Source organism: Bradyrhizobium sp. (assembly GCF_027451485.1).
Classification (GTDB): domain Bacteria; phylum Pseudomonadota; class Alphaproteobacteria; order Rhizobiales; family Xanthobacteraceae; genus Bradyrhizobium.
Genome location: NZ_DAIDJE010000190.1, coordinates 1 through 17,749, shown reverse-complemented (window position 1 = coordinate 17,749; position 17,749 = coordinate 1). Strand labels below are relative to the sequence as shown.

Sequence of the window (17,749 nt, the reverse complement as noted above, 5' to 3'; positions counted from 1 at the left end):
CTCGATCATTCCAGCGAGACGCAAAGCGGACTGAAGATCGTCTGCGAGGTTTGCGGCAGCCTGTCGATCAAGCCGATCGATCCGGCGGAGACCGGCGATGACGTCCACGTCCATTGCCGGCGCTGCAATGCCGTGCGCGGGACGATCGCCGACCTGCGCGCGCTGGCGCGGCAGTCGACCGGCGACTTCGAGTTCTAAAGCAGGCGGAAGTTGAAATTGGCGAGACTGTCGGTCGGCGGCTCCGCCGGGCGCGGCTGATAACTCAGCCGTTCCGTCCTTACTTTCAGATGATCCCGCAATTCGATTCCGCTCTGCCGGATCCGGTTGCGGATCTCGCGCCGGTCGAAGGCGGTCAGGGTTGGAACGGCAAGTTGACGCCAGGCCTCTCGCTGCTCAGCCATCAGGGCGTCGATCTGGCGGCTTAAGACATCAAGCTCAATCATGGCTGTCATCCATCCTGAGAAGAAGGCCCGTTCAGTCTCCCCTAAAAATGGTTAACGAAATCCTTACGCGCTCGAGCTTCCCTTCCTCGGATTGGCTGGAGCCGTTCCGGTGCCCGGTTTGAAAGACCCTACTCCAGCGGCTCGACACGCGTGACCTTCCAGAGCGTGCATGAGGTCTCGCCCTCGACAGAGGAGTTGACCTCCGCGAGCTTCTCGGCGGTCACGTGACGGGTGGTCTGAAGGTTGAAAAACCACGCCCGCTGCGCGATGACCAGGAACTGCGGGTAGGTCTTCAGGATGTCTTCGGTGGTTACGACCCGCGGTTCCGGCCACCACGTTTGAAGATCCTCCATCAAGTGGAAGTCCGATGCGTTGTCACGCAGCCAGTCCGGATATTTGAGAACGACATCCCAATCCAGTGCGAAACGATAGACATCGCTGCGAGCGGCAAAGGCCAGGCGCGGCAGAAACATGTGCGACGAATCGACGATAACGGGCAGCTTGCCGTCGACGAAGCTCTCTTCGAAGAACTTGCCGCTGGCCGGACGCACGCAGGGGTCGGTTCCGTGAACCGACTTGTGCGCGTGAAGCGCGACGTTGCCCATGACCAGCGGCACCAGCACGGCACAGACCGCTATGATCGCTGTCCGATACTGCAACCGGTGCCGGACCAGCCACTCGCCGAACGCGACATGCAATGCGTAGGCTGCGAAAAGCTGCGGCGTGAAATAGCGGACCACGAACAGAGGAAACAGCGTCCGCGAGACCAGCCAGCCCAGCACCGTGAAACCGGTGATGCCGGCCACCACCAGCACGACGAAGCGCAGCGGCTGCCCCGCCGGACCGCCGAACCGGGTGCGAAGCCATGCAGGATCAAGCTTCAGGGCCGAAAGAGTTGCGGCGATCAGGCAGGCGACCTCGAAGATCGAGATCCACAGCATGACGACCGACCCGAACACGGAATCGAGCAGCTCCGGCAAGTGAGGTGGCGTCATCCAGCCGTAGGGCTTGGCGACTTGAAGCTGCTCCATCAGGGACGGACTCCAGACAGCCACGACCAGCACCGCGGGAGCGATGGCCATTGCCATCGGCACCAGCAACGTCTTGTCTCCGCGCGGCCGACTCAACCATCCTGCAAGCGCAACGATGCCGACATAGGCACTTCCGAAAGTATGCGACGTCGCCAGCGCGATGTTGGCGAGCGCCAGCCATACGATATCCGATCGCCGACGCCGTTCGATCAGCCGTTGCTGACAGAGAGCGGCCAAAGCAGCGGCCAGAAAATAAAGCGCGTAGGTACGGAGCACGGACGCGTCGTAGATGAATCCCTTGCTGAGGGTCACGAACAACAGCGCGCCGATCCACGCTGCCGCGGGCGAAACGATCCGGCGCGCGAGTTGACCAAGCACAACCACGCCGGCCCCGGCCGCGACAATATTCAAAGTTTTCAGCAACGCGACCGGTGACACCAGCGTTGGCACAGTCTGAATAATCAGCCAGGCCGCCGTCATGTAGAGCGGCGGGTTACCGTCGAGCCCAAGCGCAATGCCCTTCCACAATTTCGGCAGGGTTGCAGCGCTCAAGAGGATGGTAGTGAACAGATCATCGAGCCCGAGCAGATCGTTCACCGACTGATGACCGATGACGGCGAGCGCGCCGGCAACCAGCAGCGCGATCGTCGTCGAGAGAAATCGTTGTACGCGAGCTTCGGTTGAGAACATGCTCGAGTTGCCATTTGGGGTAACGCTGGATCCGGTTAATCAATCGGATAAATAGGTTAGCGTCGGCTTATTCCGCGGACCGGGCGCCTTGCCCGCCACGTCGGCCGGCTCACTCAATCTTTGAGAAGCGTTAGCGATTTCCTACCGCTCATCGCCGACGGCGTTGCGCGGTAGGCCGCGCCTCGTTTTGACCGCCTGGGTGTGAGGGCATCCCGCATGGCCGGCATGTTCGTATCTTCGGGGAAGGCATTAGGACCTGCTGCAGGCACCTGACACGCCCTTCAGCACGGCAGCATCCCACACGGCATAACCCGCCGCATCGAGATGCACGCCGTCAATCGTGTGGGGGGCGGGCATCGGCGGCAACGCGGCAAAGGTCGCGCCGCCTTTCCCGGCCACGGCAGGCAGGGCTGCGTTGAAGGCTCTGATACGCTCCATGGTCTCGGCCTGATACTGCGGCGGCATGCGGCCGCCCACTTCGACTGCGGGAATGCCCAGAACGGCGAGACGATCGGTTGCGGCGTTGAGCTGGGCGAGCAGCGATCGGTAATCGCTTTCGAATTCATCGCGCGTGCGTCCCTGAAGCGCGTCATTGGTGCCGAGCGCAATCAGGATGGCCGCAGCGCGCTTACCATCGAGCGCGCCCATCAGCCAGGTCCCGAGATCGCTTGCCGTGGAGGCGCCGTCCAGTCCTGCATTGACGAGGGCGTGATCGCAAAGCGATCGAGGCAGTGTCGAGGCCTCCGTAATGCTGTCGCCGAGCACGATGATGGGGTTTTCGACCCTGCTGAACGTGTAGCGCATAATGATCTGGCGGGTATGCCGGTGTGCATCGAGCTCCGGCGGCTTCCTGACATGCGACCAGCCGGCCCCGAGCGTTGCAATTGCAAGAATGGCCAATGCGGCGGATTTGGCATTCGCTTTCATGTTACCGTCAGTCCTCGTAGCGAAGGCCAAGTCCAAAGCCGCACGCGTGGAGTGGATTTGATATCGCTACCTACTTGGCCGCCAGCTCGCAAAGCCAAAGTCAAATCCTAACTCCACGAGAAACATATGTGTTTGCTAGTGGTCCTTTGGTTCTGACAATCGTTAAGCCGATCTGCCGCGACCTGATACGAATGTCAGAACCGTGACATTGGCAAGGCGCGTTCGGTTCATGTCGACACCGCAGACAGGTCGATGATACGCCCAAGCGCCGGCAAGGAACCCGGGTGGCGGACTTTGAACCAAGGCCGGCTCGTTTCGAGGCCCGGACGCACGGCTTGACAGGTGCAGCCCAAAACCTCTCACAATGAGAGAAACACAACATGCGAGGGAGCGCCATGGCGCGAAAACTGATCGACATTTCCGTGCCGCTGCAAAATGACGTTCCGGCCGATCCGCCGGGAATCAACCCGCGCATCGAATATCACGACCATCAGCAGAGCCTGCCGCGCATGCTCGGCTTCTTCCCGGGGCTGAAAGCCGAAGATCTGCCGGACGGCCAGGGGTGGGCGATGGAGACGGTGCAGCTCTCGACCCATAACGGCACCCATCTCGACGCGCCCTATCACTATCACCCCACCATGAATCGCGGCGAGCGCGCCTGGACCATCGAAGAGGTGCCGCTGGAATGGTGTTTTCAGCCGGCGGTCAAACTCGATTTCCGCCATTTTGCCGACGGCTATGTCGTGACCGCCAAGGATGTCGAGACTGAGCTGAAGCGCATCGGGCACACGCTGTCAGCGCTCGAAATCGTTGTTGTCAACACCTCTGCCGGCGCCAAATACGGCCAGGCCGACTTCGTCAATTCCGGCTGCGGCATGGGATATGAAGCGACGATGTACCTGCTCGAGCGCGGCGTGCGGCTGACGGGCATTGACGGCTGGAGCTGGGACGCGCCGTTCGTCTACACAGCCAGGAAATATGCGCAGACGAAGGATGCGAGCCTGATCTGGGAAGGCCATAAGGCCGGACGTCACATCGGCTATTGCCACATCGAAAAGCTGCACAATCTGGAACTTCTTCCCTCGACCGGTTTTATGGTCAGCTGCTTTCCGGTGAAAATCGAACGCGCTTCCGCCGGCTGGACCCGTGCGGTTGCCATCATCGATAGCTGAGCGGCAGAGACGCCCGGGTGTGCGCTGTTAGTCTTTCGTCTCATCGCAAGAGGCTTACCTGCGCGCAATTGCACTCCAGGAGGAATCGACCAGCGTGCAAGCCAGATTGTTTTGGCGACCAAACGCCTCGCACAACCACAGGGGCCACAGCCGCCATCGTAACCCGTTGAATCTGCAAAGAAAAATCGCCTTCGCAAAATATTCCAAGGAGGCCGCGGCGCGGCGCATTAACGCTGGCGTGAAAGCGCACCGGCTGCGACGATTTTGGTCTTTCCAAGAGGTGAACCGGGTCGTACCACACTAGGCGCTTTGACCGTTTCGCTTGCTGGGGATGCAGGCGAGGCTAAAATAATGCAAAGGCCGCCAAGGCCGAGATTAGGGAGTAGAGATATCATGACACCAAAATTCCGTACGCTGCTCGGCGCGACGGCCCTCGGCCTGCTCATGGCCACCGGTCAGGCGCTCGCTGCCGATCCGATCAAGATCGGCGTTATTGCGGAAGCGCAAGCCATCGCCGGCGCCTCGATCCCGCAGGCAGCCCAGCTCGCCGCCGACGAGATCAACGCCAAAGGCGGCGTCGACGGTCGCAAGATCGAAATCGTCACTTACGACAACCACTCTTCGTCCGCCGATTCCGTTCGCGCATTCCAGCGCGCGGTCAACGAAGACAAGGTCAATATCGTCATCGCAAGCTACATCAGCGAGGTGGTACTGGCGCTGGAGCCCTGGGCCGCGCGCCTGAAGACGCCCTTGATCACGCCTGGCGCAGCCTCCAACGAGATCAGCAAGGCCGTCCACGCCGATTATGAGAAGAACAAGTACACCTTCCACGGCTACCTGACCTCGGCTGCGCTGGCGCAATCGGTGTGCGACGCCGCCAAGGAACTGCTCGTCGAGCAGAGGCACATGAAAACCGCGGTCATCATGAGCGAGGATGCCGCATGGACCAAGCCGCTCGACGTCGGCTATGAGGACTGTCTGCCGAAAATCGGTCTGAAGGTGCTCGACCACATCCGCTTCTCGCCCGACACCACCGATTTCACGCCGATCTTCAACAAGATCGAAGGCTCCAAGCCCGACGTGATCATCACCGGCATCTCGCATGTCGGCGTGCAGCCGACCGTGCAGTGGAAGAACCAGCAGGTGCCGATCCCGATGTTCGGCATCGCCTCGCAGGCTACCAACTCGACCTTTGGCAAGGACACCAACGAGGCCGCCAACGGTGTGATCTACCAGGGTGTGTCGGGGACGGGCGTCGCGGTGACCCCCAAGAGCATTCCCTTCACCGATGCCTTCAAGGCGAAGTTCGGCAACTTCCCGTCTTATTGCGGCTACACCGCCTATGACGAGGTCTACTACATCGCCGACGCCGTGAAGCGCGCCGGCTCGACCGATGCCGACAAGCTGATCGCGGCCCTGGAGAAGACCGACTGGATCGGCACCATCGGCCGTGTCCAGTTCTACGGCAAGGACGACCCGTTCACCCACTCGATCAAGTACGGCAAGGGGCTCATCACCGGCTTGATGCTGCAATGGCAGGACGGCCAGCAGGTGGGCGTGTGGCCGGCTGATGTCGCCAAGGCCAAACTCAAGTTCCCGAGCTTCATCAAGGTCACTTCGAACTGATCAAAAAAATGCTCCCGGGGAAAACCCCCGGGAGCATTTTCTTTGGTGAACGGTTTTCTTTAAAGGATAGGCGGCGGGGGCTGCCGCGGCGGGTATAAATGCTTGCGTTACAGATTCTGATCGACGGTTTTGCCATCAGCGCGCTGTATGCGCTGGGCGCTACCGGGTTTACCCTCATCTTCGGCGTCTCCGGCGTGCTCAACCTGTCGCACGGCGCCATCATGGTGCTGGCGGCGGTGGCGGCATGGGCGGCAGCAAGCCTGTTCCAGCTCGACACCTATTCGGGCGCCCTGATCGGCGTCGCGGTTGCTGTGGTGGCGGCCTTCGCCACCTATTTCGCGGTGGTGCAGCCGATCCAGAGGTCGCGCCGCATCCCCAACGAGGAGAAGGAAATCTTCGTGCTCACCGGCACGCTGCTCTGGGGCATCATGATCCAGGAGCTGATCGCCTATTTCTTCACCAACAATGCCAAGACCGTGCTGCCGATCGTCGAAGGCGTCGTCGACATCGCCGGCATACGCACGCCGCGCAACGAGATCTTCACCGCCGTCGTCTGCTGCCTTGTGATTGCCCTGCTCTGGCTGCTCGTGAATCGCACCCGTACCGGCAAGGCGGTGCTGGCCGCATCGATGAACCCGCGCGGCGTGACGCTTCTCGGGCTTGAACTCGGCAGCATCTATATCGTGGTCTGGGCGATCTACGGCATCCTTGCCGGCATCGCCGGCGTGCTGCTCGGCATGTTCCTGGGCGTCAGTTCCTACAGCGTCGGTCCTTTGACGGCGAGCGCCTTCTCGATCGTGGTGCTGGGCGGTCTCGGCAGCGTCTCGGGCTCTCTGATTGCCGCCTTCGTCGTCGGCTACCTCGAAACCATCACGGCCTATCTGATCTCGCCGGCCTACCGGACCATTCCGGCGCTGCTGCTGCTCGTGGCGGTGATGTATGTGCGGCCGCAAGGCCTGCTCGGGAGGCGCTAAAATGAGCGGGTTCTTCAAATCGCGGCTGTTTTTCATTTCGCTCGCGGTTGTGATCATTGCGGCGACCCTGCCGCTTTATGTATCCGGCTACGTGCTCGGGTTGCTCACGGTCGCCTATTACTTCGGCGTGTTCGCGATGTCCTGGGACCTGCTGTTCGGTTTCGCCGGCGAGGTCAACTTCGGACCGACATTCCTGATCGGCGTCGGCGCCTATACCGCCGGCATTCTGAACGCCCAGTACGGCTGGTCGGTTTATGTCTGTATCGTGCTCGGTGCGTTTGCTGCCGTCATTGCCGGGCTCGTCCTGGCCTTGCCGGCGTTGCGGGTGCGCGGCCCCTATTTCGGCCTGACCACGCTGGTCGCTGTACTGATCCTGCAAAACTTCGTGGTCGTGTTCGCCGATCTCACCGGCGGCGAAATCGGCCTGACCATTCCCGATGTCATCACGATCGACGCCGGCGCGAATTACTGGATCGCGCTCGGCTTCATGACAATCAGCGCGCTCATTCTCTACGGCTTGTCGCAATCGCCGATCGGTCTCGTCCTGCAAGCGAGCGGCCAGGACCCGGTGCAGGCCGGCGCGCTGGGCTTCAACATCGTCAAGCACAAGCTCGCTGCCTTCATCGTCTCGGCATTCTTTTCCGGCCTGTCCGGCGCGCTCTTGGTGTTTTACATGGGCACCGCTTCGGTCGGCACGGTGGTCGACGTGTCGGTCGGCGTGAACGTCATCGTCGCCGCCGTGCTGGGCGGTCGCCGCACCGTGCTGGGCGCAGCCTTAGGGGCTATATTCCTGATCGTCGCCGGCGAATTCCTGCGCCCCACCGGCGAGCTCGCGACATTCATCGTGTCGGCGGTCGCGCTTCTCGTCGTGCTGTTCTTCCCGGGCGGCTTCCTGGGCGCGGCCCTTTCGCATGAGAGCCGCTGATATGGACGCCACAACAACCAATAACGCACCGGTCCTCGAGGTCCGCGGGCTCACCAAGCGCTTCGGCGGCCTCACTGCGGTGAAGAACCTCGACCTCGACGTTCATGCCGGCGAGATCTTCGGCCTGATCGGCCCGAACGGGTCCGGCAAGTCGACAGCGATGAAATCGATCATGGGAATCGAGCGCCCGACCGCGGGCAAGGTCGTCTTCCAGGGCGAGGATGTCGCGGGCCTGCCGGCGCACAAGATCGCGCGCAAGGGCTTTGGCATGGTGTTCCAGCATTCGCGGCCGTTGAACCGGCAGACGGTGCTGGAAAACATCATGGTGGCGCTGCTGCCCGACAGCCTGCTCATGCTGTTTCCGGACAAGGCTCTGACCGAGCGTGCCAAGTGGATCGCCAACCGCGTCGGCCTCGGCGCGGTGATGGACCGCCATCCGCCGACCCTGCCCTTCGCCGATTTGCGCCGCCTTGAACTCGCCAAGGCGATCGCACGGGATCCCAAGGTGGTGCTGGTCGACGAGCCGTTTGCCGGACTGACGCTCGCCGAGGTCGGCACCTTCTCCGAGCTCATCAAGAGCTTCCGCGACGAAGGCCGCGCCGTGCTGCTCGTGGACCACAACGTCAAGAGCGTAGCGGCATTGGTCGACCGGGTGCTTGCCATGTATCTCGGCGAGGAAATCGTCACCGGGCGCGCCGACGAGGTCATGCGCAACGAGACGGTGCGGCGCGTCTATCTCGGCGGCGCGATCGAGACTGCGGCGCGTCCCGAAAACTCTTTCAAGGACAAGGTGCCGCTACTCCAGGTCGAGAATGTGAGTGTGTTCTACGGCAAGGCCCAGGCGCTGGAGAACGTGTCGATCCATGTGCACCATGGCGAATTCGTTTCTGTGGTGGGACTGAACGGCGCCGGCAAGACCACGCTGTTCAACACGATCTCGGGCTTCCTGCCCTATAGCGGCGAAGTGGTCCGGGACGGCGAAAAGCTGCGCGGCACGAGCCCGGCAAAGATCGCGCGCAACGGCATCGTGCAATGTCCGGAATCGCGAGAACTGTTCGGCGAGATGACCGTGCGGGAAAATCTCGACCTCGGCGGCCAGCACCTCACCGACGAGGAGCGGGCCAAGCAGCTCGCCTGGCTCTTTGAGCTATTCCCGATCCTGAAACAACGCCAGGGCCAACTGGCGCAGACGCTCTCGGGCGGCGAGCAGCAGATGCTTGCGATCGGACGCGCGCTGATGATGCAGCCAAAGCTCCTGATCCTCGACGAGCCGACGCTGGGGCTGGCGCCGGTCATCCTGGAGACGCTGTCAAAGGCGCTCGAGCGGTTGCGGCAGACCACCGACATCACGGTGCTGTTGGGCGAGCAGAACGTGACGTTCGCACTTCCGCATGCCGACCGCGTCTATGTGCTCGAGCACGCGCGGATCGTCTGGGAAGGCGATCCGGCCCGCTTCGCCGCGGAGGCCGGCGAGGGCTATCTCTGAAGAGAGCTGGCCCGGAACCGGCCGGCTGCTTCAATAGGCGCGAACCGTTTCGATCGGCACGGCCATGTCAGGCTGCGCGGTTTGTACCGGGTTGTCTGCCGAAAAGCCGCTGAGGCCAAACTCCGCCTCGGCAGCCTGCGATATCCAGAGCGGCGCCTTCGAATGAAAGGCCCCGAGTGCCAGAAATACAAGCGCCATGGCAGTCAGGATGAGAAATCCGGCACCGCCTGTCGATTTGCTGCGAGAGCTGATCTTGTGCTTGTCGTAAGGAGCGTGCATGGGTGCCTCCGATTCGAGGATGTCCCCCACGCAAACCTATCCCGTCCGCTGACCAACCCGTATGATCTGCTTCACACGCGCCGGCGCCCGAGACGCGACAGGATCGTGCCGCATCGTCATCCTTCTCTTTAGATCGCTGACTTCGTGATTAATCGTCTTCGGCGCCTGATCCCGCAATCTCCTGCAAAGATGCGGCGTTCAGCACGACGATGGCGCCATGTTCGAGGCGAACCCAGTTGCGCGAGGCCCAGGCGCGAAGCTGCTTGTTGATGCTCTCGCGCGACATGCCCACCATTTCGCTGATCTCCTGCTGGGTCACGGCGATGGTGCGGCTGTCCTGCGAGGCCTTGCGCCGCTCGGTGAGACGGAGCAGCGCACTCGCGAGCCGGCCCGGCAGATCCTGCAGGATCACCTCTTCCACCTGGCCGGAGGTCCAGCGCAGGCGCGTACACAACAATTCAATGAATTTCATCGCCAGCGCCGGCTGACTTTTCACGAACGGGAGGAATTCGCGGCGGTCGATGACGACGATCTCGCAATTGCTGTTGGCGATGGCGTCGGCCGTTCGCGCCTGGCCATCGAGAACGGCGACCTCACCGAATATCTCGCCGGGGCCGATCAGGTTGAGAATCGCGTTGCGACCGTCCGGCGAGGAAATGCTGATCTTCACCGTGCCCGATACGACCGCGATCAGGCTGTTGCCGGGATCACCCTTGGAGAAGATCGTCGCGCCGCGCTTCAGCGTCGCGGACTTGGCGTAGCGGCCAAGCTGCTCGAATGCCTCTGCATCCAGGTCACAGAAAATCGGGTGCTTGCGCAGCACCGACAGCTTGCCCATCACCGGCCGGGGCTCGATCGTCTTGTTCTGGGGCACGCCTACCAGAGTTCCGCTTCCGAAGTTCGCAAACTGTCGGCGGCACCCCTGATGCGAACTTCGAAATCAAAGGAGCTCCAGTAATCTATTGGTTCGAGTGCGGCTTTGAATCTGCAGTTCAAATGACGAACTTGCCGCAACGCTGATATGAAGGCAGCTGGCTCCTTGCCAAAAATTCCCCTCCCGGGCGCCAATTCCGAGGATTTTTCCACTACTGCCGCAAAGCTCGCCCTCGAACAAGCCCTGTTGTCAAGACACCGGCAGCCGGGCACCCTGTTCCCGTGAGCGCAATGGTCATGGTCAAGAAATCGATAAAGCTGGCCCCGAAGGTTCCGGACGCGATGACCTGCGAAGCCGCCTTTCGAGTGTTAGCAAGCCAGTACCTGAATCAGCTGGCGGCGCAGCACAAAGGTACGTTTGCGGGCGACGCCGCATCCCTACACGCCATGCGTGTAGCTCTGACCCGGCTGCGGACCGCTATTGCCTTGTTTTCGCCTATGGTAGAGGGCGACGACGAGGTTCGGCTGGCCGCGGAATTGAAGTGGCTGCATGCGCATCTGGGCATAGTTCGCGACCTCGACGTCGCGCTCGAGCGGCTCGCGAAAATGGAGCAGGCGGCCGACGCCGTCGAGCGAACCTGGCGAAACGAACGCGACGCCAGCCAGCGCCACCTCAGCCGCGCACTCGCCTCGCCGCGCTATCGGCGACTGATCCGGGATCTTTCCGCCTGGATCGAACATGGCGACTGGTCGCGCAAGCGATCGAAGGGTGCGGTCGAGCGCCGCGCGCGGGCTGCGGAGCCCTACTGCTCGGAAAAACTGGAGGATTGGCGCAAGAAGCTTTTGAAGAAAAGCCACAACCTCAAGGACCTCAACGCGCGCAAGCGCCATCGCGTGCGGCTCGCCAACAAGCGGCTTAGCTACGCCGTCGAGGCGGCGGCGAAACTGGTCTCCGCCAGCGAAAAGCCGGCACAACAGGCGATGCTGACGCTGCTGCGCAAGGCTCAGAAATCGCTTGGGCAGCTCAATGACGATGAACGGCGCCGATCGCTTGCAGCTGCGCTTGGCACCGAGGCCGGCGAAGGCGGTCTGTTGCTGGACGCCAAGCAAAAGAAGCGGCTGCTGCGAAAAGCGGCCAAGGCTTATGACCAGCTGGCGCAGCTTGAGCCGCTGAAGATCGCGAGCGCTTGATCTGTCTCCCTCGCGGGATGAGGTGAGGAAACACACCAATCTCTCAGCGCGGCACGACAGCGGTTGCCTCGATCTCGACCCTGGCCTCTTTCTCGACCAGGCGCACGACCTGCACCAGCGCCATCGCCGGATAATGCGCGCCAATGATCTCGCGATAGATTTGCCCGAGCGCCCTCAGGCTGGAAAGATATTCGTCCATATCGACGACATACCAGGTCAGGCGCACCAGATGCTCCGGCCCCGCGCCGCCCTCGGCGAGAATGGCGGCGATGTTGCGCAAGGTTTGCCGCACCTGCGCGACGAAGTCGGAGGGCAAATGGCCATGAACGTCCCAGCCGATCACACCGCCGGTCACTACCAACCTGCCGTCAGCACTCACGCCGTTGGCATAGCCTTTCGGCATGGGCCAGCCGCTCGGTTGCAGAATTCGTACCGCCGTCTCATCTTCGGAACGGACGGCAGGGGCCGGACCTTTCAAAGGGGTCACCGGTCGTTCTCCTTGAAATCTATTCGGCCGCCACGCCGGGCAACGTACTCTTGCCTTGCGCAATCTGGCGCAACGCGAAGCGCTGGAGCTTGCCGGTTTGGGTCTTCGGCAGTTGCGCGACATATTCTATCGCACGCGGATATTTGTATGGTGCAATGACCCGTTTGACGTGTTCCTGAAGCTCAGATGTCAGCGCATCGCCGGCGACAGCTTTTGCCGTCAGCACCACATAGGCCTTGACGATCGTGCCGCGCGCCTCGTCGGGCGCGCCCACCACCCCGCACTCGGCCACGCCGGGATGACTGAGCAGAGCCGCCTCGACTTCGGGGCCGGCGATGTTGTAGCCGGAGGAAATGATCATGTCGTCGGACCGCGCCACAAAGGAGAAACGGCCCTTTTCGTCGCGGGTGAAGGAATCGCCGGTCAGATTCCAGCCTTCGCGCACGTAATTGGTCTGGCGCGGGTCGGCGAGATAACGGCAACCCGTCGGCCCACGCACTGCGAGCTTGCCGACTGCGCCCGCCGGCAATTCGTTCATGTTGTCGTCGACGACTTTTGCCTCATAGCCCGCGACCGGGGTTCCCGTTGATCCCGCGGCGGCGCCCTCGATGCGATTGCTGATGAAGATGTGCAGCATTTCCGTTGAACCGATGCCGTCAAGAATGGGCTTGCCGGTTTTTTGGGTCCAGGCCTCGAACACGGGTGCCGGCAAGGTTTCACCGGCGGAGACCGCAAGCCGCAGCGAAGACAGATCCGCGCCCTTGTCCATTGCGGCCATCATCGCGCGATAGGCGGTCGGGGAGGTGAAGCAGATCGTTGCCTTATAGGTCTCGATGATCTTGATCATCTCGGCAGGCGCAGCGTTTTCCAACAGCGTCGCGGTCGCACCGAACCGCAGCGGGAAAATCGCCAGTCCTCCAAGCCCGAACGTGAAAGCCAGCGGCGGCGAGCCGACGAACACGTCATCCGGCGTGACACCCAGCACTTCCTTTGCATAGCCGTCAGCGATCATCAGGAGGTCGCGATGGAAGTGCATGGTCGCCTTCGGCTCGCCCGTTGTGCCGGACGTAAAACCGAGCAACGCGACGTCGTCGCGGCCGGTCTGGACCGCATCAAAACGCACGGGCTTGCTCAAGGCGACGCGATCAAGCTCGGCATCATGGTTCGAGGTGCCGTCGAAGTTGACGACCTGCTTGAGGAAACGGCTCGTCTTGGCGCACGCGACCAACTCATCGGCGATGCGGCTGTCGGTGAGCGCCAGTGAAATCTCGGCCTTGTCGACGATCTTGGAAAGTTCGCCGGCGCGCAGCAGCGGCATGGTGTTGACCACCACGGCGCCGGCCTTGGTCGCCGCCAACCAGGCGGCGACAAGCGCCGGATTGTTGCCCGAGCGGATCAGAACGCGATTGCCTGGCTTGACGCCGTAATTCTCCACGAGCGCATGCGCGAGACGATTGGACCAGTCGGAGAGTTCCTTGTAGGTGCGCTGGCGTCCGTTGCCGATCAGCGCGGTATGATCGCCAAAACCTCTCTCGACCATGCGGTCGGTCAGTTCAACCCCAGCGTTGAGATAATCCGGATATTGAAACTCGCTCCGGTCGAGCAACATGTCCGGCCACAGTTCAAACGGCGGCAGATTACGCCGGGCAAAATCATCGACGTGGCCAGACGGGCCGAGCAATGGGGCAATTCGACCTGACATTTCCATCATCTCCCGGTTTCGGGATGCGGAGCAGCAGTCATTCCGGGGCGCTCGCGAAAGCAAACCCGGAACCTCGAGATTCTCGGACGCGCAATTGCGCGCCGTAGTCTGGTGCTCACGCACCATTTCGGAACGGCAGCGGAAAACATTTTATACTTAAAACAATTGAGCGCAATAGCCGAACTCACGCCTTTTGGCGGATTAGGCGGCCTGTTCGTGGTGAATTTCCAGCATTTGCATCCCGTTTCAGCAGGGACTTCTGCAAATGCTGGGGTCAAAAGATAACCAGAAAATACAGGTATCTATGATGGAGCTTTGGATTCGACGTTCGCTTCCAGAGGCTGCGGCGCGGCAGGTCGCGAATGTCAAATCCCTTCCACTAGTTCCTTCAGCCGCAAGGTCATAGGCGATGCGGGATCGGCAAGCGGGGCAATCGCAGTGAAGTGATTGGCCGCCGGCAGACTGCCGTATCTGACCGCAATGCCGGCGTCGCCCCAGGCTTCGACAAGGGTTTTGCTTTGGCGGTGATATTCCGCGCTTTCCGTTTCGCCGACCACCGCGTCCAGGCTGCCGTGCGACGGCGGTTGCCACAACAGGGGACTAGCGGCGCGGGCCGAGGCGAGGTCGAGACGCAACGCCCTGTTGATGGAGGTCTGAACAAGCGGCTCCAGATCGAACAGGCCGGAGATCGCATAGGCCGCGCGCACGAACTGCGGCGGCAGCGATTCATCATACGCCTTCCAGTCGGTCGCCAGCATGCAGGCCGCCAGCTGTCCGCCGGCGGAATGACCGCTGACAACCAGCGCTTCCGAAATCTTCGCCAGCTCGAGCATCGCCTCGCGCATCTGCATGATGATGTCCGCCACCGAAACTTGCGGGCAGAGATCGTAGGTCGGAACGGCAACGCCGATGCCGTGGGCGTTGAGGCCGCGTGCCATGTGGCTGAACGATGAGCCGTCCAGCGCCTGCCAGTAGCCGCCATGAATGAAGACGACAAGCGGCACTTTGTCTTCGCCTTTGCCTTCACTTCGGCCATCACCGGCAAAAACGTCGATCACGTGACGGGGCCCCGGCCCGTACGCGATCCGGCGCGGGGCGTACTGCTCGCGATAGGCCGCCGCATCGCGGGCCCAACCCGCCATCAGCTCCGGGTTTTCCGGGACACGCGCCCGGTTGTTGTATTCGGCCTCGTAATCAACCACTAGCGCCCACCTTCCAATTTATCGATCTGAGGTCCCTTATCGAATTCGCCTCCGGTGGCTCAGGGAGTTCAGATCGGCGGTACTAGGTCACGGAGCTAAGCCCTGCTCTGCGCGGCTTTCTGCGCAGACGCTTTGGTCTTGGCGAGCAGCCGCATCAATTCGCGCACGTCTTTCGGCGACAGATCGGAGAAGATGTCGGCAATCCAGCTCTCGTGCTCAGCCGCCATCTTGCGGAATTCGGCGCGGCCGGCCTTTGTCAGGCGGATCACTTGAACCCGCCGGTCGCTCTCTGATGTCCGCCGGTCGAGATGGCCGGACTCCACCAGCCGTTCAACCAGTCCGGTGACATTGCCGTTACTGACCATCATGCGCTTGGAGACGTCCGACAGCGTCATCCCCTCCGGCGCCTTGTCGAGCTGGGCCATCAGGTCAAAGCGCGGCAGCGTGACATCAAAGCGCTCCCGCAAGCGGCTCCTGACCTCGCCTTCGATCAGAGTCGTACAGGTCAAAAGCCGCAGCCACAGCCGGAGTTCGTCGCCGTGATCGCCGGGAAGCTCGACGGCCTTGGTTTCGGAATCGAGGATCATGCTGCATATTTCCTGTTTAACCTTCACGTAATTGAGGCGCCGCTTCAAGTCAAAACGCGACGGGACCCGCCTCCTTCGGCGGCCTGGACGAATTTCTTTAAGTTTCAAATAATTGGCGCGTCCCTTGCATGTTGAGGCGTTGGGTGAGCCCAACCCGCCAAAGGACGCGGTTGCCGCCCCCGCCATCGTCGGCATAAGCTGCCTGCAAGAAAGGGCCGGAACGCCGGCGAACAGGGGGAGATTGGTGATGCGTCAACAGTTGAAATGGGCTGCAGTCGTCGCGGCCGCGGCCGGGATTTTCGCAAACCCTGCTGCCGCGCAGGAGAAACTGAAGATCGGCCTGATCGTCACCCTCTCCGGCCCGGCCGCCGCCCTCGGCGCGCAGGTCCGCGACGGCTTCAATCTCGCGGTGAAGGATCTCGGCGGCAAGATGGGCGGTCGGGAAGTGGAGGTCATCGTTGCGGACGATGAACTGAAGCCGGACGCCGCGGTTTCCAAGGTGAAGGGGCTGCTCGAACGCGACAAGGTCGATTTTGTCGTCGGCCCGATCTTCTCCAATATCCTCCTCGCGATCCACCGGCCGGTCGTCGACAACAAGACATTCCTGATCAGTCCGAATGCAGGCCCCTCGAGCTACGCCGGCAAGAACTGCAGTCCGTTCTTCTACGTCACCTCCTACCAGAACGATCAGGTGCACGCGGTCCTCGGCAAGGTCGCGCAGGATCGCGGCTACAAGCGCGTCTATATCCTGGAGCCGAACTACCAGGCCGGCAAGGATTCGGCCGCCGGCTTCAAGCTCGAATACAAGGGCGAGATCACCGAGGAGAGCTACGTGCCGCTCGGCACGCTCGATTTCCAGGTCGAACTGTCGAAAATCGCCGCGCAGAAACCCGATGCCGTCTTCACCTTCATGCCGGGCGGCATGGGCGTCAGCCTCGTGAAGCAGTACAGGCAGGCAGGACTCGCCGACAAGATCCCGGTGCTGTCAGCCTTCACCGTCGATGAATCGACGCTGCCGGCGCAGCAGGACGCGGCGGTCGGCATGTTCGGCGGCGCGGACTGGGCGCCGGACCTCGACAATCCGCAAAGCAAGAAGTTCGTCGCGGGCTATGAAGCCGCCTACAAGAGCGTGCCCGGCACCTATGCCATGCAGGGCTACGACACGGCCCTTCTGATCGACAGCGCCGTAAACGCGCTGAAAGGCAATCTCGCCGACAAAGACGCGGTCGCTGCCGCCCTGAAGAAAGCCGATTTCAAGTCGCTGCGCGGCAACTTCAGGTTCAACATCAACGGCTATCCGATCCAGGACTTCTACTTGACCAAGGTCGCCAAGCGCCCCGACGGCAAGTTCGAGACGGAGATCGTGCAGAAAGTGTTTTCGAATTACGGCGACCGCTATGCCAAGGAATGCGTGCCGGGCAAGTAAGGAAGGGAGTGGACTTACTATGACAAGCGAGATCACCGGCATCACCAGCGCCAACGAAGGCATCCAGGGCATTTCCTGGAATATTCTCGGCCAGACCTACGTGCCGAAGAACCGCACCGACCACTGCTTCTCGTGGCACGCGACGTTTCCGCCCGGCACCTTCGTGCCGCCGCATATTCATCCGGACCAGGACGAATATCTCTACATCCTTGAGGGCCGGCTCGACTTCATGCTCGCCGGCTCGGATGCGCAGGCGACCCCGGGCGACCTGGTCCGCCTCGGGATGGGCATTCCACACGGCATCTTCAACAAATCCGATCAGGTGGTGAAGGTGCTGTTCTGGGTCTCGCCGACGCAGAAGCTCTATGACCTGTTCTGGGGCATTCACAACATGAAGGAACAGACGCCCGACGCAGTCGTCGCGCTTGCCGCCGAGCACAACATCCACTTCCTGCCCCCGCCGCCGGGAGCGTGATCTCTCTCCTCTCCCGGCACCTCTAGCGGACTGAGGGTTGGGGTGAGGGGATTTTCCGTAGATCGAAGCTCGCGGAGATTTTCTCTCACGCAAGCCTCGACCTCTCAAGCGAGGCGGAGGTGCCAGCGAACAAGCGCCCTCCTCGCAGCAAGCTAGCCCCGCACCGCCGCCAATCCCGGCACAGCGGCGAAGCCCGCCTTGCTGGCATAGCCGCGCACGATGGCTTCGCGCTGAGCGTAGCTCAGCACCTTGT

At 61.8% G+C, this 17,749-nt stretch carries 18 protein-coding genes; 9 read left to right on the top strand and 9 right to left on the bottom strand.

All coding sequences use genetic code 11. From position 1 onward, the window contains the following. A partial coding sequence (locus tag NEZ08_RS22785; protein ID WP_298112138.1) for a hypothetical protein occupies nt 1-198 on the top strand: 198 nt, incomplete at its 5' end. Here NEZ08_RS22785 and NEZ08_RS22780 read toward each other — a convergent pair. The 3 genes from NEZ08_RS22780 to NEZ08_RS22770 form a co-directional block, all read right to left on the bottom strand. Beyond that, nucleotides 195-443 carry a hypothetical protein gene (locus NEZ08_RS22780; RefSeq protein ID WP_298112123.1) on the bottom strand — a complete coding sequence of 83 codons (249 nt, stop codon included), beginning with the start codon at nt 441-443 and terminating at the stop codon, nt 195-197. The genes NEZ08_RS22785 and NEZ08_RS22780 overlap by 4 nt on opposite strands. 128 nt (nt 444-571) lie before the next feature. Beyond that, entirely contained in the window at nt 572-2,164 is a 1,593-nt protein-coding gene (locus tag NEZ08_RS22775; protein WP_298112120.1) for a hypothetical protein, read from the bottom strand. 249 nt (nt 2,165-2,413) lie between these two features. Beyond that, nucleotides 2,414-3,091 carry an SGNH/GDSL hydrolase family protein gene (locus NEZ08_RS22770; protein WP_298112118.1) on the bottom strand — a complete coding sequence of 226 codons (678 nt, stop codon included), beginning with the start codon at nt 3,089-3,091 and terminating at the stop codon, nt 2,414-2,416. A 395-nt stretch (nt 3,092-3,486) separates the two neighbouring features. Between NEZ08_RS22770 and NEZ08_RS22765 the strand changes: the two genes are divergently transcribed. From NEZ08_RS22765 to NEZ08_RS22745, 5 genes are all read left to right on the top strand, one after another. After that, nucleotides 3,487-4,263 (top strand): cyclase family protein, encoded by a 777-nt coding sequence (locus NEZ08_RS22765; RefSeq protein WP_298112114.1) that lies wholly within the window; start codon nt 3,487-3,489, stop codon nt 4,261-4,263. 444 nt (nt 4,264-4,707) lie between these two features. Continuing rightward, nucleotides 4,708-5,889 (top strand): ABC transporter substrate-binding protein, encoded by a 1,182-nt coding sequence (locus NEZ08_RS22760; RefSeq protein WP_298112135.1) that lies wholly within the window; start codon nt 4,708-4,710, stop codon nt 5,887-5,889. Between the two features lie 98 nt (nt 5,890-5,987). Then, on the top strand, nt 5,988-6,863 hold the full coding sequence (locus NEZ08_RS22755) for a branched-chain amino acid ABC transporter permease (protein WP_298112111.1): 876 nt from the start codon (nt 5,988-5,990) through the stop codon (nt 6,861-6,863). Between the two features lies 1 nt (nt 6,864). Next, the gene (locus tag NEZ08_RS22750; RefSeq protein ID WP_298112108.1) at nt 6,865-7,788 is read left to right on the top strand and encodes a branched-chain amino acid ABC transporter permease; all 924 of its coding nucleotides are present in this window, start codon (nt 6,865-6,867) and stop codon (nt 7,786-7,788) included. A 1-nt stretch (nt 7,789) separates the two neighbouring features. Further along, nucleotides 7,790-9,274, top strand: a complete 1,485-nt coding sequence (locus NEZ08_RS22745) for an ATP-binding cassette domain-containing protein (RefSeq protein ID WP_298112105.1) — start codon at nt 7,790-7,792, stop codon at nt 9,272-9,274. 30 nt (nt 9,275-9,304) lie between these two features. Here the strand turns inward: NEZ08_RS22745 and NEZ08_RS22740 are convergent, their stop codons facing one another. Beyond that, the gene (locus tag NEZ08_RS22740; RefSeq protein ID WP_298112102.1) at nt 9,305-9,553 is read right to left on the bottom strand and encodes a hypothetical protein; all 249 of its coding nucleotides are present in this window, start codon (nt 9,551-9,553) and stop codon (nt 9,305-9,307) included. Between the two features lie 148 nt (nt 9,554-9,701). Continuing rightward, nucleotides 9,702-10,427: a Crp/Fnr family transcriptional regulator gene (locus NEZ08_RS22735; protein ID WP_298112100.1), complete on the bottom strand. Its 726-nt coding sequence runs from the start codon at nt 10,425-10,427 to the stop codon at nt 9,702-9,704. A 290-nt stretch (nt 10,428-10,717) separates the two neighbouring features. Here NEZ08_RS22735 and NEZ08_RS22730 point away from each other — a divergent pair, with 290 nt between their 5' ends. After that, nucleotides 10,718-11,617, top strand: a complete 900-nt coding sequence (locus NEZ08_RS22730; protein WP_367278454.1) for a CHAD domain-containing protein — start codon at nt 10,718-10,720, stop codon at nt 11,615-11,617. A 43-nt stretch (nt 11,618-11,660) separates the two neighbouring features. Here the strand turns inward: NEZ08_RS22730 and NEZ08_RS22725 are convergent, their stop codons facing one another. From NEZ08_RS22725 to NEZ08_RS22710, 4 genes are all read right to left on the bottom strand, one after another. Beyond that, on the bottom strand, nt 11,661-12,020 hold the full coding sequence (locus NEZ08_RS22725) for a RidA family protein (protein WP_298112129.1): 360 nt from the start codon (nt 12,018-12,020) through the stop codon (nt 11,661-11,663). 103 nt (nt 12,021-12,123) lie between these two features. Beyond that, nucleotides 12,124-13,785 (bottom strand): benzoate-CoA ligase family protein, encoded by a 1,662-nt coding sequence (locus NEZ08_RS22720; protein WP_298112126.1) that lies wholly within the window; start codon nt 13,783-13,785, stop codon nt 12,124-12,126. Nucleotides 13,786-14,171: 386 nt separating this feature from the next. Further along, nucleotides 14,172-15,008 carry an alpha/beta hydrolase gene (locus tag NEZ08_RS22715; protein WP_298112097.1) on the bottom strand — a complete coding sequence of 279 codons (837 nt, stop codon included), beginning with the start codon at nt 15,006-15,008 and terminating at the stop codon, nt 14,172-14,174. Nucleotides 15,009-15,103: 95 nt separating this feature from the next. Beyond that, nucleotides 15,104-15,595 carry a MarR family winged helix-turn-helix transcriptional regulator gene (locus NEZ08_RS22710; protein WP_298112094.1) on the bottom strand — a complete coding sequence of 164 codons (492 nt, stop codon included), beginning with the start codon at nt 15,593-15,595 and terminating at the stop codon, nt 15,104-15,106. A gap of 247 nt (nt 15,596-15,842) precedes the next feature. On the opposite strand from NEZ08_RS22710, the gene NEZ08_RS22705 reads away from it, so the two are divergent. Both NEZ08_RS22705 and NEZ08_RS22700 read left to right on the top strand, forming a co-directional pair. Beyond that, nucleotides 15,843-17,021, top strand: a complete 1,179-nt coding sequence (locus tag NEZ08_RS22705; protein WP_298112092.1) for an ABC transporter substrate-binding protein — start codon at nt 15,843-15,845, stop codon at nt 17,019-17,021. 19 nt (nt 17,022-17,040) lie between these two features. Next, complete coding sequence (locus NEZ08_RS22700; protein WP_298112089.1) at nt 17,041-17,496, top strand: cupin domain-containing protein; 456 nt, start codon at nt 17,041-17,043, stop codon at nt 17,494-17,496. The last annotated feature ends 253 nt before the right edge of the window (nt 17,497-17,749 follow it).